Here is a 19,550-nt window from a genome sequence, read left to right on the forward strand (position 1 = left end):
AGCGATTCTTGTCAATCATTTTTATTGTACCTTACTCCCGCCCTTCCCCTCCTCACACCCCCAATTGCTGCTGGATCACAGCGGTCAGTTGGCTGGCGAGTCTTTCGGTGGTCTGGGTATCCGGGCCTTCGACCATGACCCGGACCATGAGTTGTGTTCCGGAATAGCGGACTAGAATCCTGCCCTGGTTTCCCAATTCCTCCTTGGCCCTGGTGATTACCTGCTGGATTTGCGGGACCTGGCTTAAATCCACCCTGGCCCGCACCGGTACACCGGTCAGAACCTGGGGGTAGCGCCGCATGATTTTCCCCAGTGCCGACAGCGGCCCTGGCTGTTCGCGGAGCACCTGGAGGAGCCGTAAGGCGACAAAAATTCCATCACCGGTAGTATGCTCACCATCCAGAAAGATAATATGCCCGGAGTCCTCTCCGCCGATGATTGCCCCGCAATTTTGCATCTCCTCCAGCACATACCGGTCTCCGACCTGGGTTTGACGGACCTGAAGGCCCAATTGTTCAGCCGCCCTGAAAAATCCCAGGTTGCTCATGACCGTAGTTACCACCATATTAGAGGGGAGGATTCCTTTTTCTTTGAGATACCGGCCCAGAATCAGGAGCAGATTGTCTCCGCTGAGAATCGATCCCTGCTCATCCACACAGATCAGCCGGTCACCGTCACCGTCGAAGGAAAAGCCTGCATCGGACCGCTGCTCCCTGACCTGTTGAGCCAGCACCGCAGGGTGCATGGCTCCGCACTCGTGATTGATATTTATTCCATCGGGCTGAAAATGACTGGGATTCACCTCAGCTCCAAGTTCCTGGAAGAGGAAGGGAGCGATGAGGCTTGTGGCCCCATTGGCGCAATCCAGGGAAATCCGCATTCCGGACAGGTCGAGGTCGATGAATGAGCACTTCAAAAAATCGAGGTATTGCTGAGCAGCATCTCCCACTTCCAGAATGCGCCCGATCTCCCGTCCGGTCGGATGGGGAAATTCCTCATCCTCATTGTGGATTCTTTGTTCCATCTCCAGTTCCTGCTGATCAGTCAATTTGAAACCATCCGGACCGAATATCTTGATGCCATTGTCTTCCATGGGATTGTGGGAGGCGGAAATGACCACTCCGGCAGCAGCCTTGAGTTTTCTGGTCAGGTAGGCGATACCGGGTGTTGGCAATATTCCGACGCGATAGCAGGATCGTCCGCATGAGCTGATTCCGGCCATAAGGGCAGCCTCCAGCATATCGCCGGAACGGCGGGAATCTTTTCCCACGACGATCCCCTTTCGTTCCGGGTCCAGAGTGACCGCAATTGCCTGACCAACCCGTAAAACAGTCGAGGGGATCATGGGAGAGATATTAGCCACTCCCCGAATTCCATCAGTGCCAAATAGTTTCCTCATCTCGCATTTTCCTCACTCAGGTTCCAGGTAATCAAAGATCAGACATCCGCCCTCCCCAGCCGGGAGCGGATAGCTTCGATGAGGGCATCATCGGACTTGAGAAAAAGCTCGGCCGTGGAAAAGGGGGCCAGGAATTCATCCTGCCAGGGAATATCGAGCTCTGCCAGGGCGTCAACCAGGTCTTCATATTTGGCTCCCAGGGCGGAAACTTTAACTTTCAGGGGAACATCCTCATCAAAGCCGATATGGAAGAGAAGCACCACCTTCTGATGGACACTCTCCCCCTGGGCGGGGATAATCAGCAATTGGGCATTGTCGGATTTACCCAGGCCGATGAAAATCGAATTATTGGTGACAATATTTCGTTTATTACCCCGCAGCCGGGAATCTTTCTCGATCCGGGAGGTAATATTCCGGGAGATTCCACCCCGGTCAATGATCCTGATAGTCGAGTTATCGGTGGGCCTTCCCAGGTAATCCAATTGATTGACTTCATAGAGGGTATAGCCGTTAACACTCCGGATAACAGGTTGCAGCCGTTTCAAGGCAGCCACATTAGAGGGGGCAAACTTTTCGATCGGCAGCCCGATTTGCCGGATAGTTTCAAAAATATGGCCGGTGAACAGCTCCGGCAGGCGGCTGGTTCCGACAGTGACGGTCTTGGCCTGGTGCTTTATGGCATCGATCGGACGGGAAAGCTCGTTAATGGCCTGATCCAGGGCCTTTCGCAGCAATTGCAGGCAGCAGCTGATACCTCCCCCAAACTGGAAATCCCGGTCAAGATCAGTAATCGGCAATTTCCCGCCGGCATATTTGAGCAGCAGGATCAGATTGGCCACAGTGTTCGGCTGAACGGCGGCATTGAATACTCCGCAGCAGTTTTTCTGATGCAGGAGAAAGGCGGACTCACTGACCAGATTCTGGAAATTCAAATCAAAAACGATTTCCAGCGGATTTCGGCCTGCACTTTCAAGCTCGACTATTTTCTGGTTAATCGCCTGCCGCGAGTTTCGGAGGAAATTCGCTTCCTCATCGATGTGCAGGGCCGCAAAATACCCCCACAGATGCCCGACCAGGGTGTTGAGAATCGGAGACAGCCGCTCGCTCGTCCGGGGGACTTCTATCAGCGAGTCAGCACAGGACTGAAACCGCTGCTCGCCCTCATTGGCAATGATAATAGTCGTGGCCTTATGCGCCTTGAAAATGGCTACATCTTTAATAATGTCTCCCAGGACAACTTCACGGCTTCCTGCGGCACAGACTAAAACCAGCGGCTCGGCTGAAAGGTCGATATGCTTGCGGTCCTCGACCACATCCGCAGGCAGGGTCTTGTAGCACAGCTCGCTGAGCTTGATGCGGATTTCATCAGCCGCAACCTTATTCGGTCCGCTTCCCACGACAGCCCAGTGCCGTTTTGATAAGGCCCACTTTTTGGCCGAGGCGGCGATCATCTCCTGCCGCTCCTGGAGGACCTGAGTCATCAGCCGGGGAAGCCGCTTCAACTGTTTGACTTCCTGAATCAGATATTCATCGGGCCGCAGTCCCATGAGTTGCGCAAAGCGAATGCCCAGGAGATACCCGGCCACAATCTGGGAGTAAAATGCCTTGGTGGAGGCCACCGACATCTCGATATCCCGTCCGTCACTGGTGTAGAAGACCCCATCGACCTTGTAGGTGATGTCGGAATCCCGCCGGTTGACAATGGCCAGGGTGTAAGCTCCGGCCCCTTTGGCCATATCGACCGCTTTATTGGTGTCCGTTGTAGTGCCGGACTGGGTAACCGCGATTACCAGGGTATCGGTCATACTGCCGTCAAGACAGAATCCGCTCAACTCGGAGGCCTTCTGCTCGGCGATGTGAATCCCGGAATTGCTCAGATATTCCCGCAGCAGCATGGCGATGCCACTGGCCGCAATGCCTGCCGTACCCTGTCCAACCAGATAAATATGTTTGATGTGCCGGTCTTGCAAAGCCTGTTCGATCCGGGCGGGAATAATCTCTTCACCCAGATTGAAAACGAGCTGCTTTGATTCGGCAGCACAGTCTTGCTCCGACACCAGGTCAACCTTTCCCCGGATCGTCTTTTGTACCGACTGGGGGGACTCGGAGATTTCCTTGAGAAAATAGTGAAAGAACCCCCGGCGATCGATGTCCCTGGTCGTGATTTCGGTGGACTGGATGTTTTTCTCCGAAAGATCGAGAGGAACGCCATCGTAGCTCATGGCCATGATTCCATTTAAACTTCCCGAAGCATTGGCATTGAGAATGAAAATCTGACCCTGGGTTTTGGCATTTCCCGGAATCCGTTCTTTTTCACCATCCATCTTGATGAACCGCGGGGTCTCTTCAACAAACCCGTAGATTTCGGAGGCCGGGAAATATCCCTCCTCACCGAGGCCGACAAATATGGACTGGCCGCTTCCGCGTAATGCCAGAAACAGCCGGTCAGGCTCAAGATCACTCTGCAGGGCAATGGCATGCGAGCCTTCAAAATCATTGACCGCCCTCCGGAAAGATTCGGCCAGGTCATACCCCTCACGCAGATAGCTTTCCACCTGGAGGGGAATGATCTTGGTGTCGGTAGTGATCCGTTCGCTGATGCAGCAGCCCGCATTTTTTTGCTCCCAGCAGGTTTTCAGCTCCGCATAATTATCGATATCCCCATTGAGAACTGCCTGGAGACTGCCGATTGGCCGCTGATAATGCGGGGAGATGAAGTCAGAAATCACTTCATCCCTCAGGATGTCCTCACCCGACGAGCGGCTTTTCCTATGATAGGCACTATTAACCGGATGGCAATTCTCTTCGCTGATCATCCCGACGGATGCCCAGCGGGTATGGGCAATGGTGTTGGTGAAAATTCCTTTCTCCTGCAGAGCAAGGTGAAAGATGGGGTCCTGGGTGATTGTCCGGCGCAGGAAGGCTACGTTATCTCCCAATTTGCCGATCTCGGCTGCGACCTTGAAGGTAAAGGTCAGGGTTTGGGAAGAGCAGGAAATGTGGCCGTTCAAAAGATCGCTGATCCTGGTGCGCTCCTTCATCTGTTTTTCCAGACCCTGGTGCTTGATTTTACCCTGAAAATCGGAAAGAGCCGCTGAATCGGGGAAGGTGATCATGACCGAAATACCGGCTGAATCACGGCCTCGGATTTCGAGCCGGTCGAGGTTATTCAGGATGAAGTTAACCTTGCGAAGCTCCTGAACGAGCTGAGGTGAAGGCTGGACATCTTCCTTCTGGCCAAGTAAATCTTTCACCCGCTCGATATTAGCCGCGATTTCACTCTCGATGCTCCAGATGATATCTTTCAGGGTAACCAGATTATTATTGATCAGCTCGAGCAGACTTGAGGGAATTCGGACTCCCTCTTTTTCCATCACCCGCTCTTCTCTCTCAACAATGGCTTTCAGGTTTTGACTTTGCTGAAGGAAATTTTCCCGGATGGGTGTGTGGGTGAAAAGGCTGAAAAAGATCGATGACTGCTTGGCTTGCTGGAGCAGGTGGTCAAGTTCCTTGACCAGGTTACTGTGCAGATGCACCCATGGGGGAGAAAACCCATCTGACTGAAGGCTCTGCCCCTCCAGATTTTCAACCAATACCCGGATTTGATCGACCAGCCGCTCGGCCTGGGGAGGCTCACTTTTTTTCCGAAATTCCAGAATACCCACCAATCCGCAGCCCAGCAGGTTCGGATTACAGGGAAAGAGGACAATGGCCGGGTGGGAGAGATGCTTTGGACATCTAACCCAATAAACCCTTGGTACATACTTTGCAATGAATTTTCTGGCGAACTTAAGCATTCGTCGTATCCCGCCTTTCGATCAGATGTTGATCCTGTTTGACTTTTACGATGACAGAAGGAGGGTAATAACCCCGCAGGGTACTGTTTGGATATGCTAAAACGTTTTGGCCTACGATAGTGCCTGGCGCCGTTACCGTATTGCATCCGGTCTCAACGCCATCCCCTAAAATTGCGCCCATCTTGCGAAGTCCCGTCTGATACTGTTTACCCTCTACGGTCACCGTGACCGGAGAGGAAAAAACCTTCAGGTTTGCCAGCTTTGTCCCGGCACCGAGGTTAACTTTGCCTAAAATGCTGTCCCCGATGTAGGAAAAATGTCCGGCTTTGGAATCTCCCAGGAGGATGGAATGCTTTACTTCCGTCGTATGCCCGACCACACATCGGGAGCCAACCAGGACATGCCCACGGATGTAAGCTCCCTGGCGGACCTCGGTGAAATCGCCAATAATGGTCGGCCCCATGATAAGAGCACCGGGCTCGACAACTGTTCCCTGGCCGATCGAGATACTCGAGTCCAGAAAGATCGATCCGGCATACAGGATGCTTGCTTCAGGGCAAGGCATGTTGTCAAGAAAGACCTTTGGAAGGTTCCCTGCCGATCTCTCAACCTGAAAGCCCTGATCGAATACTTTCCCCTGGTATACAATATACGTTTTCGGCAGTACGCCCAGGGGAAGATCGCCCAGATTGGGCTGAAGATAATCAGAAATGAAAGATTTCAGTTTTTTCAATGGATTCCAGACCTCTTCCTCTGGCGGGAAGAGGTCGGGAAATGGGAAATTTGCTATATTAAAAAAATTTTTTACTTCCACCATAGATTAAAGAGAGTAATATTGCCGATAAGATAATGGAGGCCGTTTCCATTCCTCTCAGCATAGGGAAAAGTTTTTGCCAAAATACTGCCTAAGTAGGTGACTGTCCTGCAAGAATAAACAGTTACATAAAGATATCTTCTGGTTTGCACGATTTATGTAGAACACACATAAACCCTGCTTCCATTACCGCGAATGATATAACTTTTTTCCAGGTCTGTCAAAAAAAACTTGGTGGAGGGAGAGCGCAAGGACTATTTTTCAGCCGAAATTAAGACTAGACTTTAATCTTTTCTCATTCAAAAAAATTTTAAAACTAATCTATTGACTTTTGAGGTATCGATCACTATGATGAATAAGTTTACAGGTAATTATAAACAACTGTACACCTTAGGGGGATGGACTCTATGAAAATTGCCTTGTTTTCCTGGGAGTCCCTGCACTCGATCAGTGTCGGAGGTGTAGGGAACCATGTGACGGAGTTGGGAGCGGCTTTAGAAAGAAAAAAGCATGAAGTCCACATTTTTACCAGGATGGGTAACAACCAGCCTCACTATGAGAACATCCATGGAGTTCACTATCACCGGTGTCCTTTCTCCCTCAATCCAAACTTTATTGAGGAAGTCAAAGAAATGTGCCGGTCTTTTGTCCATCATTTTCTGCAAACCGAAGATCACATCGGGCATTTCGATATTATTCACGCCCATGACTGGCTGGCTTCAAACAGCATGATCTGGCTGAAAGCCGGCAAGGGGGTGGGGAAAAAGATGGTCTTCACCCTGCATTCAACCGAATATGGACGATGCGGAAATCATTTCTGGGGAGGGAATTCAGCCCTCATCCGGGAGCAGGAGCGTCAAGCGGTTCATCATGCCGACCGGGTGATCACGGTTTCCAACCAGTTGAAAAACGAAGTCATGTGGATGTACAATGTTCCGGACTGGAAAATTTCCGTTATCTACAACGGGATTAATGTTCATAACTTCGATGGCTGGGTTGATCCGGGCGAGATCAAGAGGCAGTATGGAATCGGGCCTCTTGATCCCACTGTCCTTTTTGTCGGACGAATGACTTATCAAAAGGCCCCTGACCTCCTGATCGAATCCATCCCCTATGTTTTACGCTACTATCCTGCAGCCAAGTTTGTCTTTGTTGGAGATGGCGACATGAAAATGCATCTTGAGCGCCGTGCCCACCAGATTGGAGTGGCTCACGCTACCCGGTTCCTGGGATACCGCTCCGGAAACGATCTCTATAACCTGTATAAAGCCTGTGATTGCGTCTGCATTCCCAGCAGAAACGAGCCTTTTGGGATCGTAATCCTTGAGGCCTGGGGTGCAGGAAAGCCAGTGATCACGACAGTCAACGGCGGCCCATCCGAATTCATCTGGCATGATGTGACAGGATTGAAAATCTATGATAATCCAGACTCTATCGCCTGGGGCATTGGAACGTTATTCGCAGATTTTGAACACGCCCGCTGGATGGGGAAAAACGGAAGAATTGCAGCCGAAAAGGGATTTTCCTGGGACAGCATCGCCGATAAAGTGATCGATGTTTATAGTAGCTGATTTTCAGGTCAAACTGCTGCTAAAAAATTTATCACCTCCTGGAATCAAACATCTACTTTGACTTCTCTCCTTGACCCAAGGGCTCCCTCTTCCGCACGATGAGGGTTCAAAGAGCCAGCCGGGTCTCAGGGTGAATTCTTGCCCGGGTCAAGGGGGGAACCATAATCGGTACGTTTCATTGTCCTTTTTCAGATCTTTTCTCCGAAGGGACCTTGATGTTATTGCAAATATAGACGCAGACAAAGCTCATTAAAGCAGGCAGGAGAAAATAGACAAAATCCAGACGGTCAAGGTAATGCATGTGGGCTACCTCCCTAGAATGAATGAAGCAAGTTGTTAAACACTCCCCTGAATGTGGAAAACCCTCTGCCATTCCAGAAAATGCATTTTCTGTACCTCCTCTGGAAAGATTGCTCAAACCTCGTGAGAACCCTTTTGGGTACAAAGCGATCCAGTTTTCGGATATGCCCCTGGTCAATGAGATTTTCGGTGAAGAGTCTATTCCAATATGAAACAGTTTCTGGTGGTCTGAGATGGTAAGGCCTTATATCTCAAGTAATTAACCAGCGTGGATCTATCTTGAAATGCCCCGCCGGTATGGAGGGGCATTCAGGACATCCATAGAATTCCGGTAATTTTTCCCCATACACGGGAGAAATACCTGGATGGAGTTCCCTGGCTTGTCATCTCATTTTGAGATCAGAGCCCAGAACTGCTCCTGGTTCAGGAGATTTGGCATGAGGTAATCAGGCTCACAGCAGGCCAGATCACCCAATGGGGTGGACCCTGTGGCTACTGCTATCACCCTGACTCCGGCTGTCCGGGCACAGCGGATATCATGAGGAGTATCGCCGATAACAAAAATCCTCTCGGGGGGAACACACTCCCCCGCATATTCACGCCCCCTGTCTACTGCCAGTTTGGCAATCTCGCCCCGGTCTTCAGCATCTGAGCCAAACCCGCCAAAGGGGAAGAATTGTTTCAGGTTGGAACGGGTGAGCTTGATGCTGGCTCCCTCCTCCCAATTTCCAGTCAATAGCCCCAGAAACAGGCCGGATATCCGCCTGCCATGTTCGAGCAGGGGAAGGATACCAGGAAGAAGACGGTAGCTGGGAGATGTCTCGACCTCAGTCACCAGATACCGCAGGTAGATATCTTTTAATTCCTCGATTTCCGCAGCCTCCGGTTCCCGGTGCAGCTTTTCCCGGAAAACTTCCCGGACAATGGCCGGATCGGTCTTGCCGTCCGGTCTGATCGATTCCATGACCTTCTTGATCCCGTATTTTTCCTGAAAAGCCCGGTTTAAAGCCCGATTCCCCGCACCTCCGGAAATGAGCAGAGTACCGTCAATATCAAAAAGGAGAATAGTTTTTGAACTGTTCATCTACTTATCCATCGTTGTCTCAAATTTGATCCATTTATTTGTTCAGTTAGTAACCATATACTGTTCACTTTATGGGCCACTGTTGCCAAAATTTGAACCTTACCATCCGCCAGCGCCAAGAAAAAATTATTTCCCCTGACTGATCATCTCCTTGGCTCTCGAATACACCTGGTAAAATTTGGCATAGTTCGAAATTTCCTGCTGCACTACTGCTCCCAGTCCCTTATCCTCCCGTATCTTCCCCTGGTCAACCAGAAGATTGGCGCTCAGGGAGAAAGCCTCAAGGGGGTCAAGGTGTTTCACTCCCCTGCCCAGTAAGACCACAAAGGTATGCCGTCTCAGGGTCATGGACATCTGGGCCAGTTCCCGGCATACCGGGCTCTCGCTCAAGCGTGCTCCCTGAAAGCCATCCTCCAGGACGATCACCCGGTAGGGTGTGCCCTTGATCTGCTCCAGGGCCTTGTCGGCCAGGGTACAAAGGTTCACCTGGTAGCCGAGATCCTCCAGCATTCTCACCATCTCCTGCTGACTGCCTCGATCATCCACACATACTAAAGCCTGTCCATTCGGTGTTTCGCTCATGGTTATCGTAACCTCTTCTCATAATCCCTGTCAAGGGAAAGTCCTTCGATATCGGTTGTCTTTTCTCCCCGTGCCCCCTTGATTGAATCAATTCCCCGCGAAACAACACTGCGGTGGGAAGCATACGCCAGGGCCGTCTCTTCGGTCACTACTCCCTGGCCGTAGAGGGAGGCGATGTGGTTGTCAAAGGTTTGCATTCCGAATGCCTTGCCGTCATTGATAATATCCTGAAAGGTTTTCCCTTCGGATTCACCGTTTAAAATTACTTCCTTGATACGCAAATTACTGCCCATAATCTCCAGTGCCGCCACCCGGCCTCCCCCGACCTTGGGCAGGAGCCGTTGACACACGATCCACCGTATGGTTTCGGCCAGCCGGATGCGGATTTGTTTTTCTTCCTCCTGCTCGAACATGCCGACAATACGGCTGATGGTCTGGCCTGCATCGACCGTATGCAGGGTGCTCAGCACCAGGTGCCCGGTTTCGGCAGCTCCGAGGCCGATTTCCACCGTCTCCCGGTCCCGCATCTCGCCAACCAGAATGACCTTGGGAGCCTGCCGGAGGGCAGCCCGCAATCCGCTGGCAAAGCGGTCAAAGTCCATCCCCAGCTCCCGCTGGTTGAAGGTTGCTTTCTGGTGGCTGTGGACAAACTCGACCGGGTCTTCCAGGGTAATGATATGCACGGATTTCTGCCTGTTGATGATGTTGAGCAGGGCAGCCAGAGAGGTCGATTTTCCAGACCCCGTAGCACCGGTAACCAGAATAAGCCCGTTTTTTTCCTCAGCCATTTTATGGAATACGGGGGGAAGGTTGAGGTCTTCCACCGTAGGTATCCTGGTTTCGAGCTTTCGCAGGACGATGGAATAGGATCCTCGCTGGGAAAAAATGTTGACCCGGAACCGGGCCATTCCTTCCAGGGAATAGGAAAGGTCGCAGGACCCTTCCCGCAGCAGGGTTTCGGTAAGCCGCCAGTCTCCCTTGACCAGCATCAGGGCCAGCGTCTCGGTCTGGTACGGGGTAAGTTGCGGCAGGGGAGGATCAAACTCTACCGGCACAAGCTGCCCCGATGATTCCACCTGTGGCGGCTTGCCAACCGTCAGGTTAAGGTCAGAGACATTCTTATGAGACGTCAGCATGGTAGTCAGGATCCGGTCCAATTCCCGTTTGGTCAATTTTCGTCCCTCCTCTTTCTTACACCATGTCATCCGGCGGGGTTTTCAGGAAAGGTTCGAATTTGGCTTTCTGGACACATTTCATGTAAGCCTCCTCCGGACTGATCATCCGTTTTTGCAGAAAGTTCATAATGGCATCATCCAGGGTCTGCATGCCAGCCTGCTTCCCGGTCTGGATAACCGAGGCCAATTGAAAGGTTTTCCCCTCCCTGATCAGGTTCCCTACTGCATAGGAGCAGATTAAAATCTCAAGGGCAGCGCAGCGGCCTTTGATATCGATCCGTTTGAACAGGGTTTGGGCTACCACGGCTCTCAGGCTTTCGGACAGGGTGGTCCGGATCTGAGACTGCTGGTTGGCCGGGAATACGTCGATAATACGGTCTACAGTTTTTGTCGCGCTCTGAGTATGCAGGGTGCCAAATACCAGGTGGCCGGTGGAAGCAGCTTCCAGGGCCAGGGAGATGGTTTCAAGATCCCGCATTTCACCCACCAGAATAATGTCCGGGTCCTCGCGCAGGGCACCCCGCAAGGCAGTGGCAAAAGAGCGGGTATGGGTCCCGACTTCCCGGTGATTGACGATGCACCCTTGACTCTGATGAACAAATTCAATGGGATCTTCGATCGTGATGATATGGTCCCTGCGATTCCGGTTGGCATGATCGATGATAGCGGCCAGAGTGGTTGATTTTCCACTCCCCGTAGGGCCGGTGACCAGGACCAGCCCTTTATTGAGCATGGCCAGTTTTTTGACTACCGCAGGCAGGCCCAGTTGCTCGGCGGTTAAAACCTTGGAGGGAATCTCTCTGAAAACCGCCCCGACTCCATTTTTCTGCATGAAAAAATTGACCCGATATCTGGCCAGGCCGGGAATCTCATAAGCGAAATCGATATCCCCCGTCTCTTCGAAGAGCTTGACCTTCTCCTCAGGGGCAATCTCGTACAGCATGGAACGCAGGTTGTCATTATCCAGAACATCGAACTTGACCCGTTCCATGTCACCCCGAATACGCAGGATAGGCTGGGAACCAGCGACCATGTGCAAATCCGAAGCTCCCTGCTCATGCATCAGTTTAAAAAAAGCATCGATTCTGGCCATGATTTCTCCTTAGCAGACAGAATTCAGAATTCAGGAGACAGGAGTCAGGAGTTAAGAGTTAAGATAAGCCGATTTTTCATTCTGAATTCTGAATTCTGGATTCTGGATTCTGACTCCTTACTATAGCTTTTCGCCGAATCCCTGCCGACATTCGAGGATTTCGGTAAATTTTCACATTATCAGTTTTTGAACGAAGATTCGACAGCCCGCGCCGATCATAATGTAGAGAGATGCAAATTTGGGGACTTACAGTTTATCTTCACTCCCTGCTGGTTTTTCAGTGCCTTAAAGAGCCCTGCATACCCCAAATCCAATCAGTTGCCATCTGACCTGATGTTTCACAGAGGAGCTTATTTTTTATGGACGTAAGCAACACTCAAACATCCTATCTGGCCACTACCCGCAGGGTCTTTCTCAATATTTTCACGGGTGGAATCATCGGAGGGCTGCTCAGCCTGTTTCTTTATCCAATCGTTCGGTTTCTGATTCCACCTCAGGGGAACTCCCAGGACCCGGATGTGGTTCAAATCAATGGAGCCGAGATCCCCGTGGGAAGATCCAAAGTCATCAATTATAAAAATACCCCGACTATTATCATCCGCAACGGGCAGGATATCGTTGCCCTCACGGCTGTCTGTACCCATCTGGGATGCATCGTTCAATGGGATGAAGTCAGCCAGGAAATCGTCTGCCCCTGCCATGCCGCCAAATATGATCTTAACGGAAACGTGAAATCCGGTCCCGCCCCAAAGCCGTTGACGCTTGTCAAGGCCAGAATAGTTGACGATAAAATTCTTGTAGGGGAGGCTTAAGTCATGGCAACCCTGATATCAGAGCCCAGACAGAAGAATATGACAGAAGAACCCAGGAAGAATAAGAAGTTAAATCATCCGGCAGGACTGAAAGAGATACTTCACTGGTTTACCCCGGCAGGGTTCAGAGAAGATGTGCTGAAAAGAAGACTGGGAATGGGTGATGAGCTGCTTTTGAGCATCGAGCGGAACCTGCACCCCAAGAAAAAGATCCACTTCGGTGCCTATACGGGGTGGATCGTGGCTTTTCTCTTTATGATGGAATGCATCAGCGGCGTCTTTCTGATGATTTATTATCATCCTACGGTAGCCGAAGCATTTGAAAACGTCCGCTATATTACCAATATCGTACCCTACGGCTGGCTGATCCGGGGGGTCCATTTCTGGGGCTCGCATCTGATGATCGGCCTGACCTTCCTGCATCTTCTTCAAACTTTCATCAGAGGGGGATATAAGCCTCCGCGGGAAATTGTCTGGATATCCGGGGTGGTATTACTTCTCCTCGCCCTGGCCTTTGGGCTCACCGGCTACCTCCTGCCCTGGAATCAGATCTCATACTGGGCTTCGACGGTTGTTACCGAAGTGCCGATGGCCTTCCCGTACATCGGGCATTGTCTCAAGATTATTGCCCGTGGCGGGGAAAATGTCTCGCAGGTGACCCTGACCCGGTTTTTCACGCTGCATGTGACGGTTTTACCTGCTCTAACCACCCTCTTTCTTGTCGTTCACTTTCTGCCGATCCGAAAGTACCTTATTCCCAAGGACCTTATTACCCATGCCATTGCCATCCTTCTCTGCTTTGCCCTGCTGATTTCTCTGGCTACGCTTTCGCCCGCTCCCATCCATGAGAAGGCCGATCCGTATCACACTCCGAAGCGGGTTAAAGCCGAGTGGTATTTTCTGGCCGGGCAGGAAGTTCTGGAACTGGCGGGAAGCCTGGAATTTATCGGCAGTTGGGCGCCAAAGCTCCTTGGCGTACTCTTTCAGATCGGAGTTATCGCCATTCTCTTTCTCATTCCCTTTCTTGATCGAAATCCAGCTCATAACCCCAAGAAGAGGCCGCTGGCCATGGCCTTTATCAGCCTAAGCTTTGTATGTTTCATCTTTCTCACTCTTTTTGCCAAGTTCAGGTGATCTCTATGAGAAAATATCCCCTCAAAGCAGCCATTGCTCTTGTTCTCCTTTTCATGCTCCTCATCCTTTCCCAGAGTCTGGGGAGGGTGAGGGCGAGCATGGCCCAGGACACACAACAGAATGAAGCAAGCACAGCCACCCCGAATGGGCAAAGTGTGCCCAGGAAGCGAAAACGCAGGAGCAGGCAGATCACCTGCATTGTCTGTCATACGCAACTGGGGCAGGACAAGGCCGAATGGGTCAAACAATGGCAGGACAGTGTTCATGGAAAAAATAATGTCACCTGCCCGGCCTGCCACGGAGGAGACCCCAGTTCCTTCAATAAACCCAAGGTCGAGGGAACAGGGTTTATCGGAAAACCCACTCGGTTTGATATCCCGGAATTTTGCGGCCGATGCCATTCAAACCCTGCCTGGATGCGGCAATATAATAAGCGTGTGGATCAGTTGTCACAGTACAGGACCAGTAAGCATGGCAAGACGCTGTATGAAAAAAACGATCTCAAGGTGGCAGTTTGCGTGGATTGTCATGGACGGCATGATATTGCAAAAGTAACCGAGCACAATGCCCTGGCTAATCATAAAAATATTGCCGGAACCTGTGCCAAATGTCATGGCAATGCAGACTATATGCTGCCTTACGGCCTTCCAACCAATCAGCTCAAGGCCTATTACAACAGCTATCATGGCATGATTATCCAGGGCAAGGTGGATGGAAAGAACAGTTCCCTGGTCCCATCCTGCCCGGACTGCCACAGTGCTCACGGGGCCAAACCGGCAGAGGTTTCCGAAGTAGCCAACGTGTGTGGAAACTGTCACATGAATACCGCCAAGTTTTTCTCCGAAGGAGGCCATAAAATCGCCCTGGAAGAGCAGAATAAACCCCGGTGTATCGATTGTCACAGCCACCATGAAATCCGCTATCCCACAACCGAACTTTTCGCCGGTGAATCTCTTCACCATTGCGGATTTTGCCACTTGACCAATTCAAAGGAATATCTTAAGGGGATACGGCTGAAAGAAGCTATCGAGAACACGAACCTGGAAATCAATCGAGTGGAAGAAACCGTCCTGGCTCTTCAGGAAACGCCGGGACTCGACGTCATGGATCTGAAAGAAAGCCTCCTGGAAGCCCGGCGAAGCGTCCTGGAAGCCATACCAAGGACCCACTCTCTCAATGAAGACGAAGTAACCAAGTATACAGACAAAGGCATGGCTACTGTCAAAAAAATCAAACAGGACGTAGATAACATGAAAGAGGAGTTCATTACCCGGAAAAAAGGCCTCTTTGCAGCCTTGATGGTCATCTTCTTCCTGATTTGCTTTCTGCTCTATAAACGATGGCTCCTGGAACTGAAAGAGGAAGAGCCGGTTTAGTAATACCGGCTTATTCCCGCAAGGTCATGTATCGTAAGGTCCCTCTCCACCTGCTTATGTACCCGGATAACTATCGGTAGGATCGATGAAAAAAATACTTATCCTGGAAGACAGCTCATTAATAGCCAATGCTATCAGGGAAAAGGTCGGTAAAAATAATTTTCTCGAGTGTGATACCGCTTCAAGCCTGACTGAAGCCAAGTATAAAATTGAAGATAATCTGGAAAAATATTTCCTGGGTGTCATTGACCTGAATCTTCCCGATGCTCAAGGTGATAAAACCGTTGACTATTTCCTCTCCAAGGGCATTTCCCCCATTGTATTTACCGCAGAGTATAGTGATGAAATCCGTGACCGGATCATCTCAAAAAAGGTAATAGATTATATTATTAAAAGTGATGAACGGTCGATGGATTATCTTGTTTACATCATCGAAAGGATATATAAAAATCAGTTCATAAAAGTCATGGTCGTGGATGACTCGAGTTTATCCAGACAATATCTTACCGATATTCTCAAGGTACAGAAATTTATCGTGCTGGAAGCCAGAAACGGATTCGAAGCCCTCACCCTGCTGGTGCAGAATAAAGATATCAAGCTGATAATAACTGACTTCATGATGGATAAGATAAATGGCTTTGAGCTGACCCGGAAAATCAGGCGATATTATTCCTCAAAACAGCTTGCCATCATCGGAATCTCAGCATATGGTTCAGTTCCTCTCTCGGTAAAATTTTTAAAGAGCGGTGCAAACGATTTTATTACAAAACCATTTGTGGAAGAAGAATTTTGCCTCCGAATCAGGCAAAATATCGAAATTCTGGAGCAATTTGAGCAATTGGACGCTTATAAGAGATTATCTCATGTTGATTATCTTACTCAGGTATATAATCGCTGCTTTTTTTTTGAGATAGGGAATAAGATTTTTGAAAACGCCAAAAGAAAAAATGTGGATATTACTACGGTCATGCTGGATATCGACCATTTCAAATCAATCAACGATACTTATGGACACGATATTGGTGATCTGGTTCTTAAGCATGTGGCTCAAATTCTATCAAAAAACTTGAGAGCCACCGATATTCTTGCCCGATATGGAGGAGAAGAATTTTGTATTTTAGCAATTAATCTAAAAAAAGAGAATACTCTTGAAGTTTTTGAAAGACTTCGCTTGCGTATTGAACAGTCAAAACTCGAAGTAAAAAACAGCAAAATATCCGTATCCGTTTCTCTTGGTGTGACTACAAGGATTTTTGATTCCCTTGAAAGCAATATAAAACATGCTGACGACCTTCTGTATAAGGCCAAACAGCAGGGACGAAACTGCGTGGTTGTTGATTAGGCATTATCACAGTTTCTGGTGCTATCCCATAACTCCATGTAATCGTTAATAGATTAGGAGCGATTTTAAGGGCACAAGGTAAATCCAGCTCGCTCAAAATGCTGATCGAAAGAAAATACTCGCTTGAGCTTCCTTTTGTCCATAAGGACAAAGGACAGGCAGTCAGTAAAGCTGACTCCCTGGTCTGCATATTTTTCAAAAAGATCAATAGCCATGAGTTCTTCCTCTTGGCCGGAACGGAGGATGACCAGCAAAAGATAATGGTCATGATTTCGGGCGAGATCTTCAGGGCCCTGGTCATGGAAGACAGCATCATCAGCAAATAGGGGATCATCCTTAAAATACCCCTCCGGATTATTTAATATCACCTCCAAGGATTCACGGATAAGCTCACCAAGGGATATCCCCTTCTGATTAGCTTTTTGAATCGCTTTCGTCTTTAACTCCGAAGGCAACATAATAGTTGTCCTTTTCATATATTTGCTCCTTTCTGGAGTATTACTTAGGCATATACATAATAACACCGCCATAACAATTTGCCAAAGCAGGAAAAGGGTCGGATCAGGAGGGAAGAGAATAGTTACGATATTACCATAAAAACCACTTTCCGCTCATGCAGACGTATACGACCAAAACGGCATTGGAGATGCCATGAGCTATCATGCAGAGCCGTAAATCCTTTTTCATGACCAGAAAAGAGTTTAGAAGCAGGGCATAGATCAGGGCTACTATCCATTCGTTATGCGATAGTGCGAATAATATGGCTGATCCCCAAAAGGCAAAGGCCGTGTACATGCCTACAGTAACCCGCTCAATGTCAGGATTGATAATATAGCGCCAGAGAAACGAGCGGATGAATAGTTCCTCAAAAATGGGTACGATAACGACAGAACCAACAAAGCGGACGAGAAAAAAAAGTATCTTGCTGCTCTCTCCCAATGAGCTGAGATCAACCCCTTTTCTCGATCCTCCCACCAGACCAAATATGCCATCTGTTGCAGTAAATCCGGCAATATAATGGTAGGGTAAAATCCAGATGACAATTCCAACAAGACCTACCAGGAGTGCCAGGAGAAAATCGGGAAAAGTGATCCTCGCCCCTTTCACCTCCTGGTATTTATCCCGATAGACCCACAGGAGCACGGCGGTGACAGGGTAAGCGATAAAAGTACCATAATAAAGGCCATTGGAAAAATTACCGGCAAGAGTGATAATTCCCAGGAAAGCGAAATAAGGCAAAATATAAGGAGGGTAAATGGACAGCTTGTTATCCGGTTTAGTTGGCATGTGGTTTCCTGTTTCTTTCTGGCTTGGAAAATATTCCTGTGCTTAAAGGACTCTCTTGATTTTATTCACCCCCGCCTAACATCCCCCCTCAAGGGGAAGGAACTGAGGAGAATAACATTGTGGCTTATATGACTCATAAAAAAATAAAAGGGATCACCTGCTACTATGCTGAAGAAAGAGAATGGAGAGAAGGAAAATCTCGTCGTAAATGGCAAAAATACCTTGGTCCTTTATCAAAAATCATAGCCGCGATAGATGGTACCCAAGAGAAGCCACAGTATGCGGAAATATTTGAACTTGGTTGGCCTCCTGCTTACTTTAGCATAGCTCAGGAGTTGAAAACAATAGAAATTTTTAACCAGGTCTTGTCAAAACGTCGGCAAGGATTAAGCATTGGCTTTTATTTAATTCTGGCTGCGGTTAATCGGGGGGGTGAACCGGTAAGCAAACGTTCCATGTGGAACTGGTTTTCCAACTCTACGGCAGATCGACTATGCACTCTTTTGCACGAGGAAGGATCATATCCCCTTGTATTTCGATGTGTTTGAGGGTAATAGGCATGACTCAAAGGAGTTTGGAATAATTATCGAGAAATTTCAGAAGAGGCTCTTGGCTACAGCCAGGTTCAAGTGATGCAGAGAATTTTCTTTATCGGTGGCTATGGAAACCCGTTTACCACTGAGGCCTTGCATACACTGCCTAGTTTGTTCATCGGGGGATGGGGGGATTTCCATCTTTTATTCACGAGCAGCCTGTCGGGAGGAAAGTAGCGAAAAAAACCTCTTTCTGGCGATAAGATTCATGTCTTATATTGAGAGGGGGGCAAAAAGGTTTTTTGCCCTTTGAGGATAATGGAAGGAGGGTTAAAGAATGCGTTGGGAAAAGATTTTACCATTTCTTGTCGGACTGGGGATGATGGTTCTCCTGGTTTTCGGTTATATGCCCATCCATTCTCCTGTTCTGGGCCTGGTTGTGAATGATGTCAAAGGGCCTATTACCGTAGTCTCGACCAATCCCGGTCCTAAGACCGGCAAAGCCGTATCCACGACTATCCTGGGCCTTGTTGCCAGCGGAGATTCCGGCATAGAAGCAGCAGCGAGAAATGGCGGGATTACTAAAATTATGACCGTTGATTGTGACTCGTGCAATATCTTGGGGATTTATACACGCTTTACCACTACCGTTACGGGAGAATAAACCGGTTCCCAGGAGCCACGAAGTAATTCGGGTGCTCCCTGACCACGTTCTTTACAGTGAGGTTGCCCCGTGGATCACGGCCTTGATCTCCAGAAACATCTCTTTCTGCCGGAGGGAGAGGAGAAGCTCATGCATCTCCTCCTGGTAGGAGGCAGAGGCCAGCAGTTCCACGAGCCCCAGGGAGCCGTCCAGTGTCCGAAGGACAGCTATGTCACCATGACCTTCCATCAGGCCGTTTAAGAAGCAAATATCGGCAGGTTTGATGAGGGCTACAATACGCAGGCACCCCTCTTGCGGCTGAACTTTTTCAACCGTATCTGAGGGCTGGACAGGAACATCGGAAAAGAGGACAACTTGCTCCCCCCTGCCTGCCCGGTAGATTCTCTGTCCTTCTTCGCTCTCCATGCGGGTGATTATCATTTGCCGGGCTGCCTGCTGCTCTTCGGCCTGGTTCTCCCCTGAGAAGATAAACCGAACGGCCTCACCGACAGCCAGGTCCTCCTGAAGCTCAACCGCAATCCGGCTGCTGCCGCTGCCTGGATATACTCGAAGCACTCTACCAACGATGTGCATAAGCCTTTTTAGCT

General features: G+C 49.5%; 18 protein-coding genes. 8 read left to right on the top strand and 10 right to left on the bottom strand.

All coding sequences use genetic code 11. From position 1 onward, the window contains the following. Positions 1 to 52 precede the first annotated feature (52 nt). The 3 genes from glmM to AB1611_04835 are packed head-to-tail and all read right to left on the bottom strand — an operon-like array spanning position 53 to position 5,929. Positions 53 to 1,399, bottom strand: coding sequence for a phosphoglucosamine mutase (glmM, locus tag AB1611_04825; GenBank protein ID MEW6378912.1), 1,347 nt, complete (start codon positions 1,397 to 1,399; stop codon positions 53 to 55). A gap of 38 nt (positions 1,400 to 1,437) precedes the next feature. Next, complete coding sequence (locus tag AB1611_04830) at positions 1,438 to 5,196, bottom strand: SIS domain-containing protein (protein MEW6378913.1); 3,759 nt, start codon at positions 5,194 to 5,196, stop codon at positions 1,438 to 1,440. Further along, a complete protein-coding gene (locus AB1611_04835; protein MEW6378914.1) occupies positions 5,189 to 5,929 on the bottom strand; it encodes a glucose-1-phosphate thymidylyltransferase in 741 nt (246 codons plus the stop codon). Before AB1611_04835 ends, AB1611_04830 begins: the two co-directional genes overlap by 8 nt. Before the next feature lie 488 nt (positions 5,930 to 6,417). On the opposite strand from AB1611_04835, the gene AB1611_04840 reads away from it, so the two are divergent. Beyond that, positions 6,418 to 7,581, top strand: coding sequence for a glycosyltransferase family 4 protein (locus tag AB1611_04840; GenBank protein ID MEW6378915.1), 1,164 nt, complete (start codon positions 6,418 to 6,420; stop codon positions 7,579 to 7,581). A gap of 175 nt (positions 7,582 to 7,756) precedes the next feature. Here AB1611_04840 and AB1611_04845 read toward each other — a convergent pair whose 3' ends face one another. The 5 genes from AB1611_04845 to AB1611_04865 all read right to left on the bottom strand — a co-directional run bounded on the left by AB1611_04845 (position 7,757) and on the right by AB1611_04865 (position 11,815). Beyond that, complete coding sequence (locus AB1611_04845) at positions 7,757 to 7,882, bottom strand: hypothetical protein (protein ID MEW6378916.1); 126 nt, start codon at positions 7,880 to 7,882, stop codon at positions 7,757 to 7,759. A 387-nt stretch (positions 7,883 to 8,269) separates the two neighbouring features. Continuing rightward, entirely contained in the window at positions 8,270 to 8,965 is a 696-nt protein-coding gene (locus tag AB1611_04850) for an HAD hydrolase-like protein (GenBank protein ID MEW6378917.1), read from the bottom strand. Between the two features lie 126 nt (positions 8,966 to 9,091). Beyond that, the gene (locus tag AB1611_04855) at positions 9,092 to 9,547 is read right to left on the bottom strand and encodes a hypothetical protein (protein ID MEW6378918.1); all 456 of its coding nucleotides are present in this window, start codon (positions 9,545 to 9,547) and stop codon (positions 9,092 to 9,094) included. 2 nt (positions 9,548 to 9,549) lie between these two features. Next, positions 9,550 to 10,719, bottom strand: coding sequence for a PilT/PilU family type 4a pilus ATPase (locus AB1611_04860; GenBank protein ID MEW6378919.1), 1,170 nt, complete (start codon positions 10,717 to 10,719; stop codon positions 9,550 to 9,552). Positions 10,720 to 10,738: 19 nt separating this feature from the next. Further along, on the bottom strand, positions 10,739 to 11,815 hold the full coding sequence (locus AB1611_04865; protein MEW6378920.1) for a type IV pilus twitching motility protein PilT: 1,077 nt from the start codon (positions 11,813 to 11,815) through the stop codon (positions 10,739 to 10,741). 359 nt (positions 11,816 to 12,174) lie between these two features. Here AB1611_04865 and AB1611_04870 point away from each other — a divergent pair, with 359 nt between their 5' ends. The 5 genes from AB1611_04870 to AB1611_04890 all read left to right on the top strand — a co-directional run bounded on the left by AB1611_04870 (position 12,175) and on the right by AB1611_04890 (position 16,805). Beyond that, positions 12,175 to 12,627: a Rieske 2Fe-2S domain-containing protein gene (locus AB1611_04870; GenBank protein ID MEW6378921.1), complete on the top strand. Its 453-nt coding sequence runs from the start codon at positions 12,175 to 12,177 to the stop codon at positions 12,625 to 12,627. A 3-nt stretch (positions 12,628 to 12,630) separates the two neighbouring features. Next, positions 12,631 to 13,761, top strand: coding sequence for a cytochrome b N-terminal domain-containing protein (locus AB1611_04875; GenBank protein MEW6378922.1), 1,131 nt, complete (start codon positions 12,631 to 12,633; stop codon positions 13,759 to 13,761). 5 nt (positions 13,762 to 13,766) lie between these two features. Then, positions 13,767 to 15,137, top strand: coding sequence for a multiheme c-type cytochrome (locus AB1611_04880; GenBank protein ID MEW6378923.1), 1,371 nt, complete (start codon positions 13,767 to 13,769; stop codon positions 15,135 to 15,137). 85 nt (positions 15,138 to 15,222) lie between these two features. Next, positions 15,223 to 16,479 (top strand): diguanylate cyclase, encoded by a 1,257-nt coding sequence (locus AB1611_04885; protein ID MEW6378924.1) that lies wholly within the window; start codon positions 15,223 to 15,225, stop codon positions 16,477 to 16,479. 98 nt (positions 16,480 to 16,577) lie between these two features. Further along, a complete protein-coding gene (locus tag AB1611_04890) occupies positions 16,578 to 16,805 on the top strand; it encodes a hypothetical protein (protein ID MEW6378925.1) in 228 nt (75 codons plus the stop codon). Positions 16,806 to 17,067: 262 nt separating this feature from the next. Here the strand turns inward: AB1611_04890 and AB1611_04895 are convergent, their stop codons facing one another. Further along, complete coding sequence (locus AB1611_04895; protein MEW6378926.1) at positions 17,068 to 17,766, bottom strand: CAAX prenyl protease-related protein; 699 nt, start codon at positions 17,764 to 17,766, stop codon at positions 17,068 to 17,070. Between the two features lie 119 nt (positions 17,767 to 17,885). Between AB1611_04895 and AB1611_04900 the strand changes: the two genes are divergently transcribed. Then, positions 17,886 to 18,314, top strand: a complete 429-nt coding sequence (locus AB1611_04900) for a hypothetical protein (GenBank protein ID MEW6378927.1) — start codon at positions 17,886 to 17,888, stop codon at positions 18,312 to 18,314. Between the two features lie 322 nt (positions 18,315 to 18,636). Next, positions 18,637 to 18,963, top strand: coding sequence for a TRL-like family protein (locus AB1611_04905; protein ID MEW6378928.1), 327 nt, complete (start codon positions 18,637 to 18,639; stop codon positions 18,961 to 18,963). 51 nt (positions 18,964 to 19,014) lie between these two features. Here AB1611_04905 and AB1611_04910 read toward each other — a convergent pair whose 3' ends face one another. Then, a complete protein-coding gene (locus tag AB1611_04910; GenBank protein MEW6378929.1) occupies positions 19,015 to 19,536 on the bottom strand; it encodes a DUF4911 domain-containing protein in 522 nt (173 codons plus the stop codon). Positions 19,537 to 19,550 lie beyond the last annotated feature (14 nt).

This window comes from bacterium (assembly GCA_040755755.1).
Lineage (GTDB): Bacteria > SZUA-182 > SZUA-182 > DTGQ01 > DTGQ01 > DTGQ01.

Coding starts and splice junctions, on each gene's coding strand:
- AB1611_04910 (MEW6378929.1), bottom strand. CDS start 19,536: ATGCACATCGTTGGTAGAGTGCTTCGAGTATATCCAGGCAGCGGCAGC.
- AB1611_04885 (MEW6378924.1), top strand. CDS start 15,223: ATGAAAAAAATACTTATCCTGGAAGACAGCTCATTAATAGCCAATGCT.
- AB1611_04865 (MEW6378920.1), bottom strand. CDS start 11,815: ATGGCCAGAATCGATGCTTTTTTTAAACTGATGCATGAGCAGGGAGCT.
- AB1611_04895 (MEW6378926.1), bottom strand. CDS start 17,766: ATGCCAACTAAACCGGATAACAAGCTGTCCATTTACCCTCCTTATATT.
- AB1611_04870 (MEW6378921.1), top strand. CDS start 12,175: ATGGACGTAAGCAACACTCAAACATCCTATCTGGCCACTACCCGCAGG.
- AB1611_04840 (MEW6378915.1), top strand. CDS start 6,418: ATGAAAATTGCCTTGTTTTCCTGGGAGTCCCTGCACTCGATCAGTGTC.
- AB1611_04855 (MEW6378918.1), bottom strand. CDS start 9,547: ATGAGCGAAACACCGAATGGACAGGCTTTAGTATGTGTGGATGATCGA.
- AB1611_04905 (MEW6378928.1), top strand. CDS start 18,637: ATGCGTTGGGAAAAGATTTTACCATTTCTTGTCGGACTGGGGATGATG.
- glmM (MEW6378912.1), bottom strand. CDS start 1,399: ATGAGGAAACTATTTGGCACTGATGGAATTCGGGGAGTGGCTAATATC.
- AB1611_04850 (MEW6378917.1), bottom strand. CDS start 8,965: ATGAACAGTTCAAAAACTATTCTCCTTTTTGATATTGACGGTACTCTG.
- AB1611_04830 (MEW6378913.1), bottom strand. CDS start 5,196: ATGCTTAAGTTCGCCAGAAAATTCATTGCAAAGTATGTACCAAGGGTT.
- AB1611_04880 (MEW6378923.1), top strand. CDS start 13,767: ATGAGAAAATATCCCCTCAAAGCAGCCATTGCTCTTGTTCTCCTTTTC.
- AB1611_04890 (MEW6378925.1), top strand. CDS start 16,578: ATGCTGATCGAAAGAAAATACTCGCTTGAGCTTCCTTTTGTCCATAAG.
- AB1611_04845 (MEW6378916.1), bottom strand. CDS start 7,882: ATGCATTACCTTGACCGTCTGGATTTTGTCTATTTTCTCCTGCCTGCT.
- AB1611_04875 (MEW6378922.1), top strand. CDS start 12,631: ATGGCAACCCTGATATCAGAGCCCAGACAGAAGAATATGACAGAAGAA.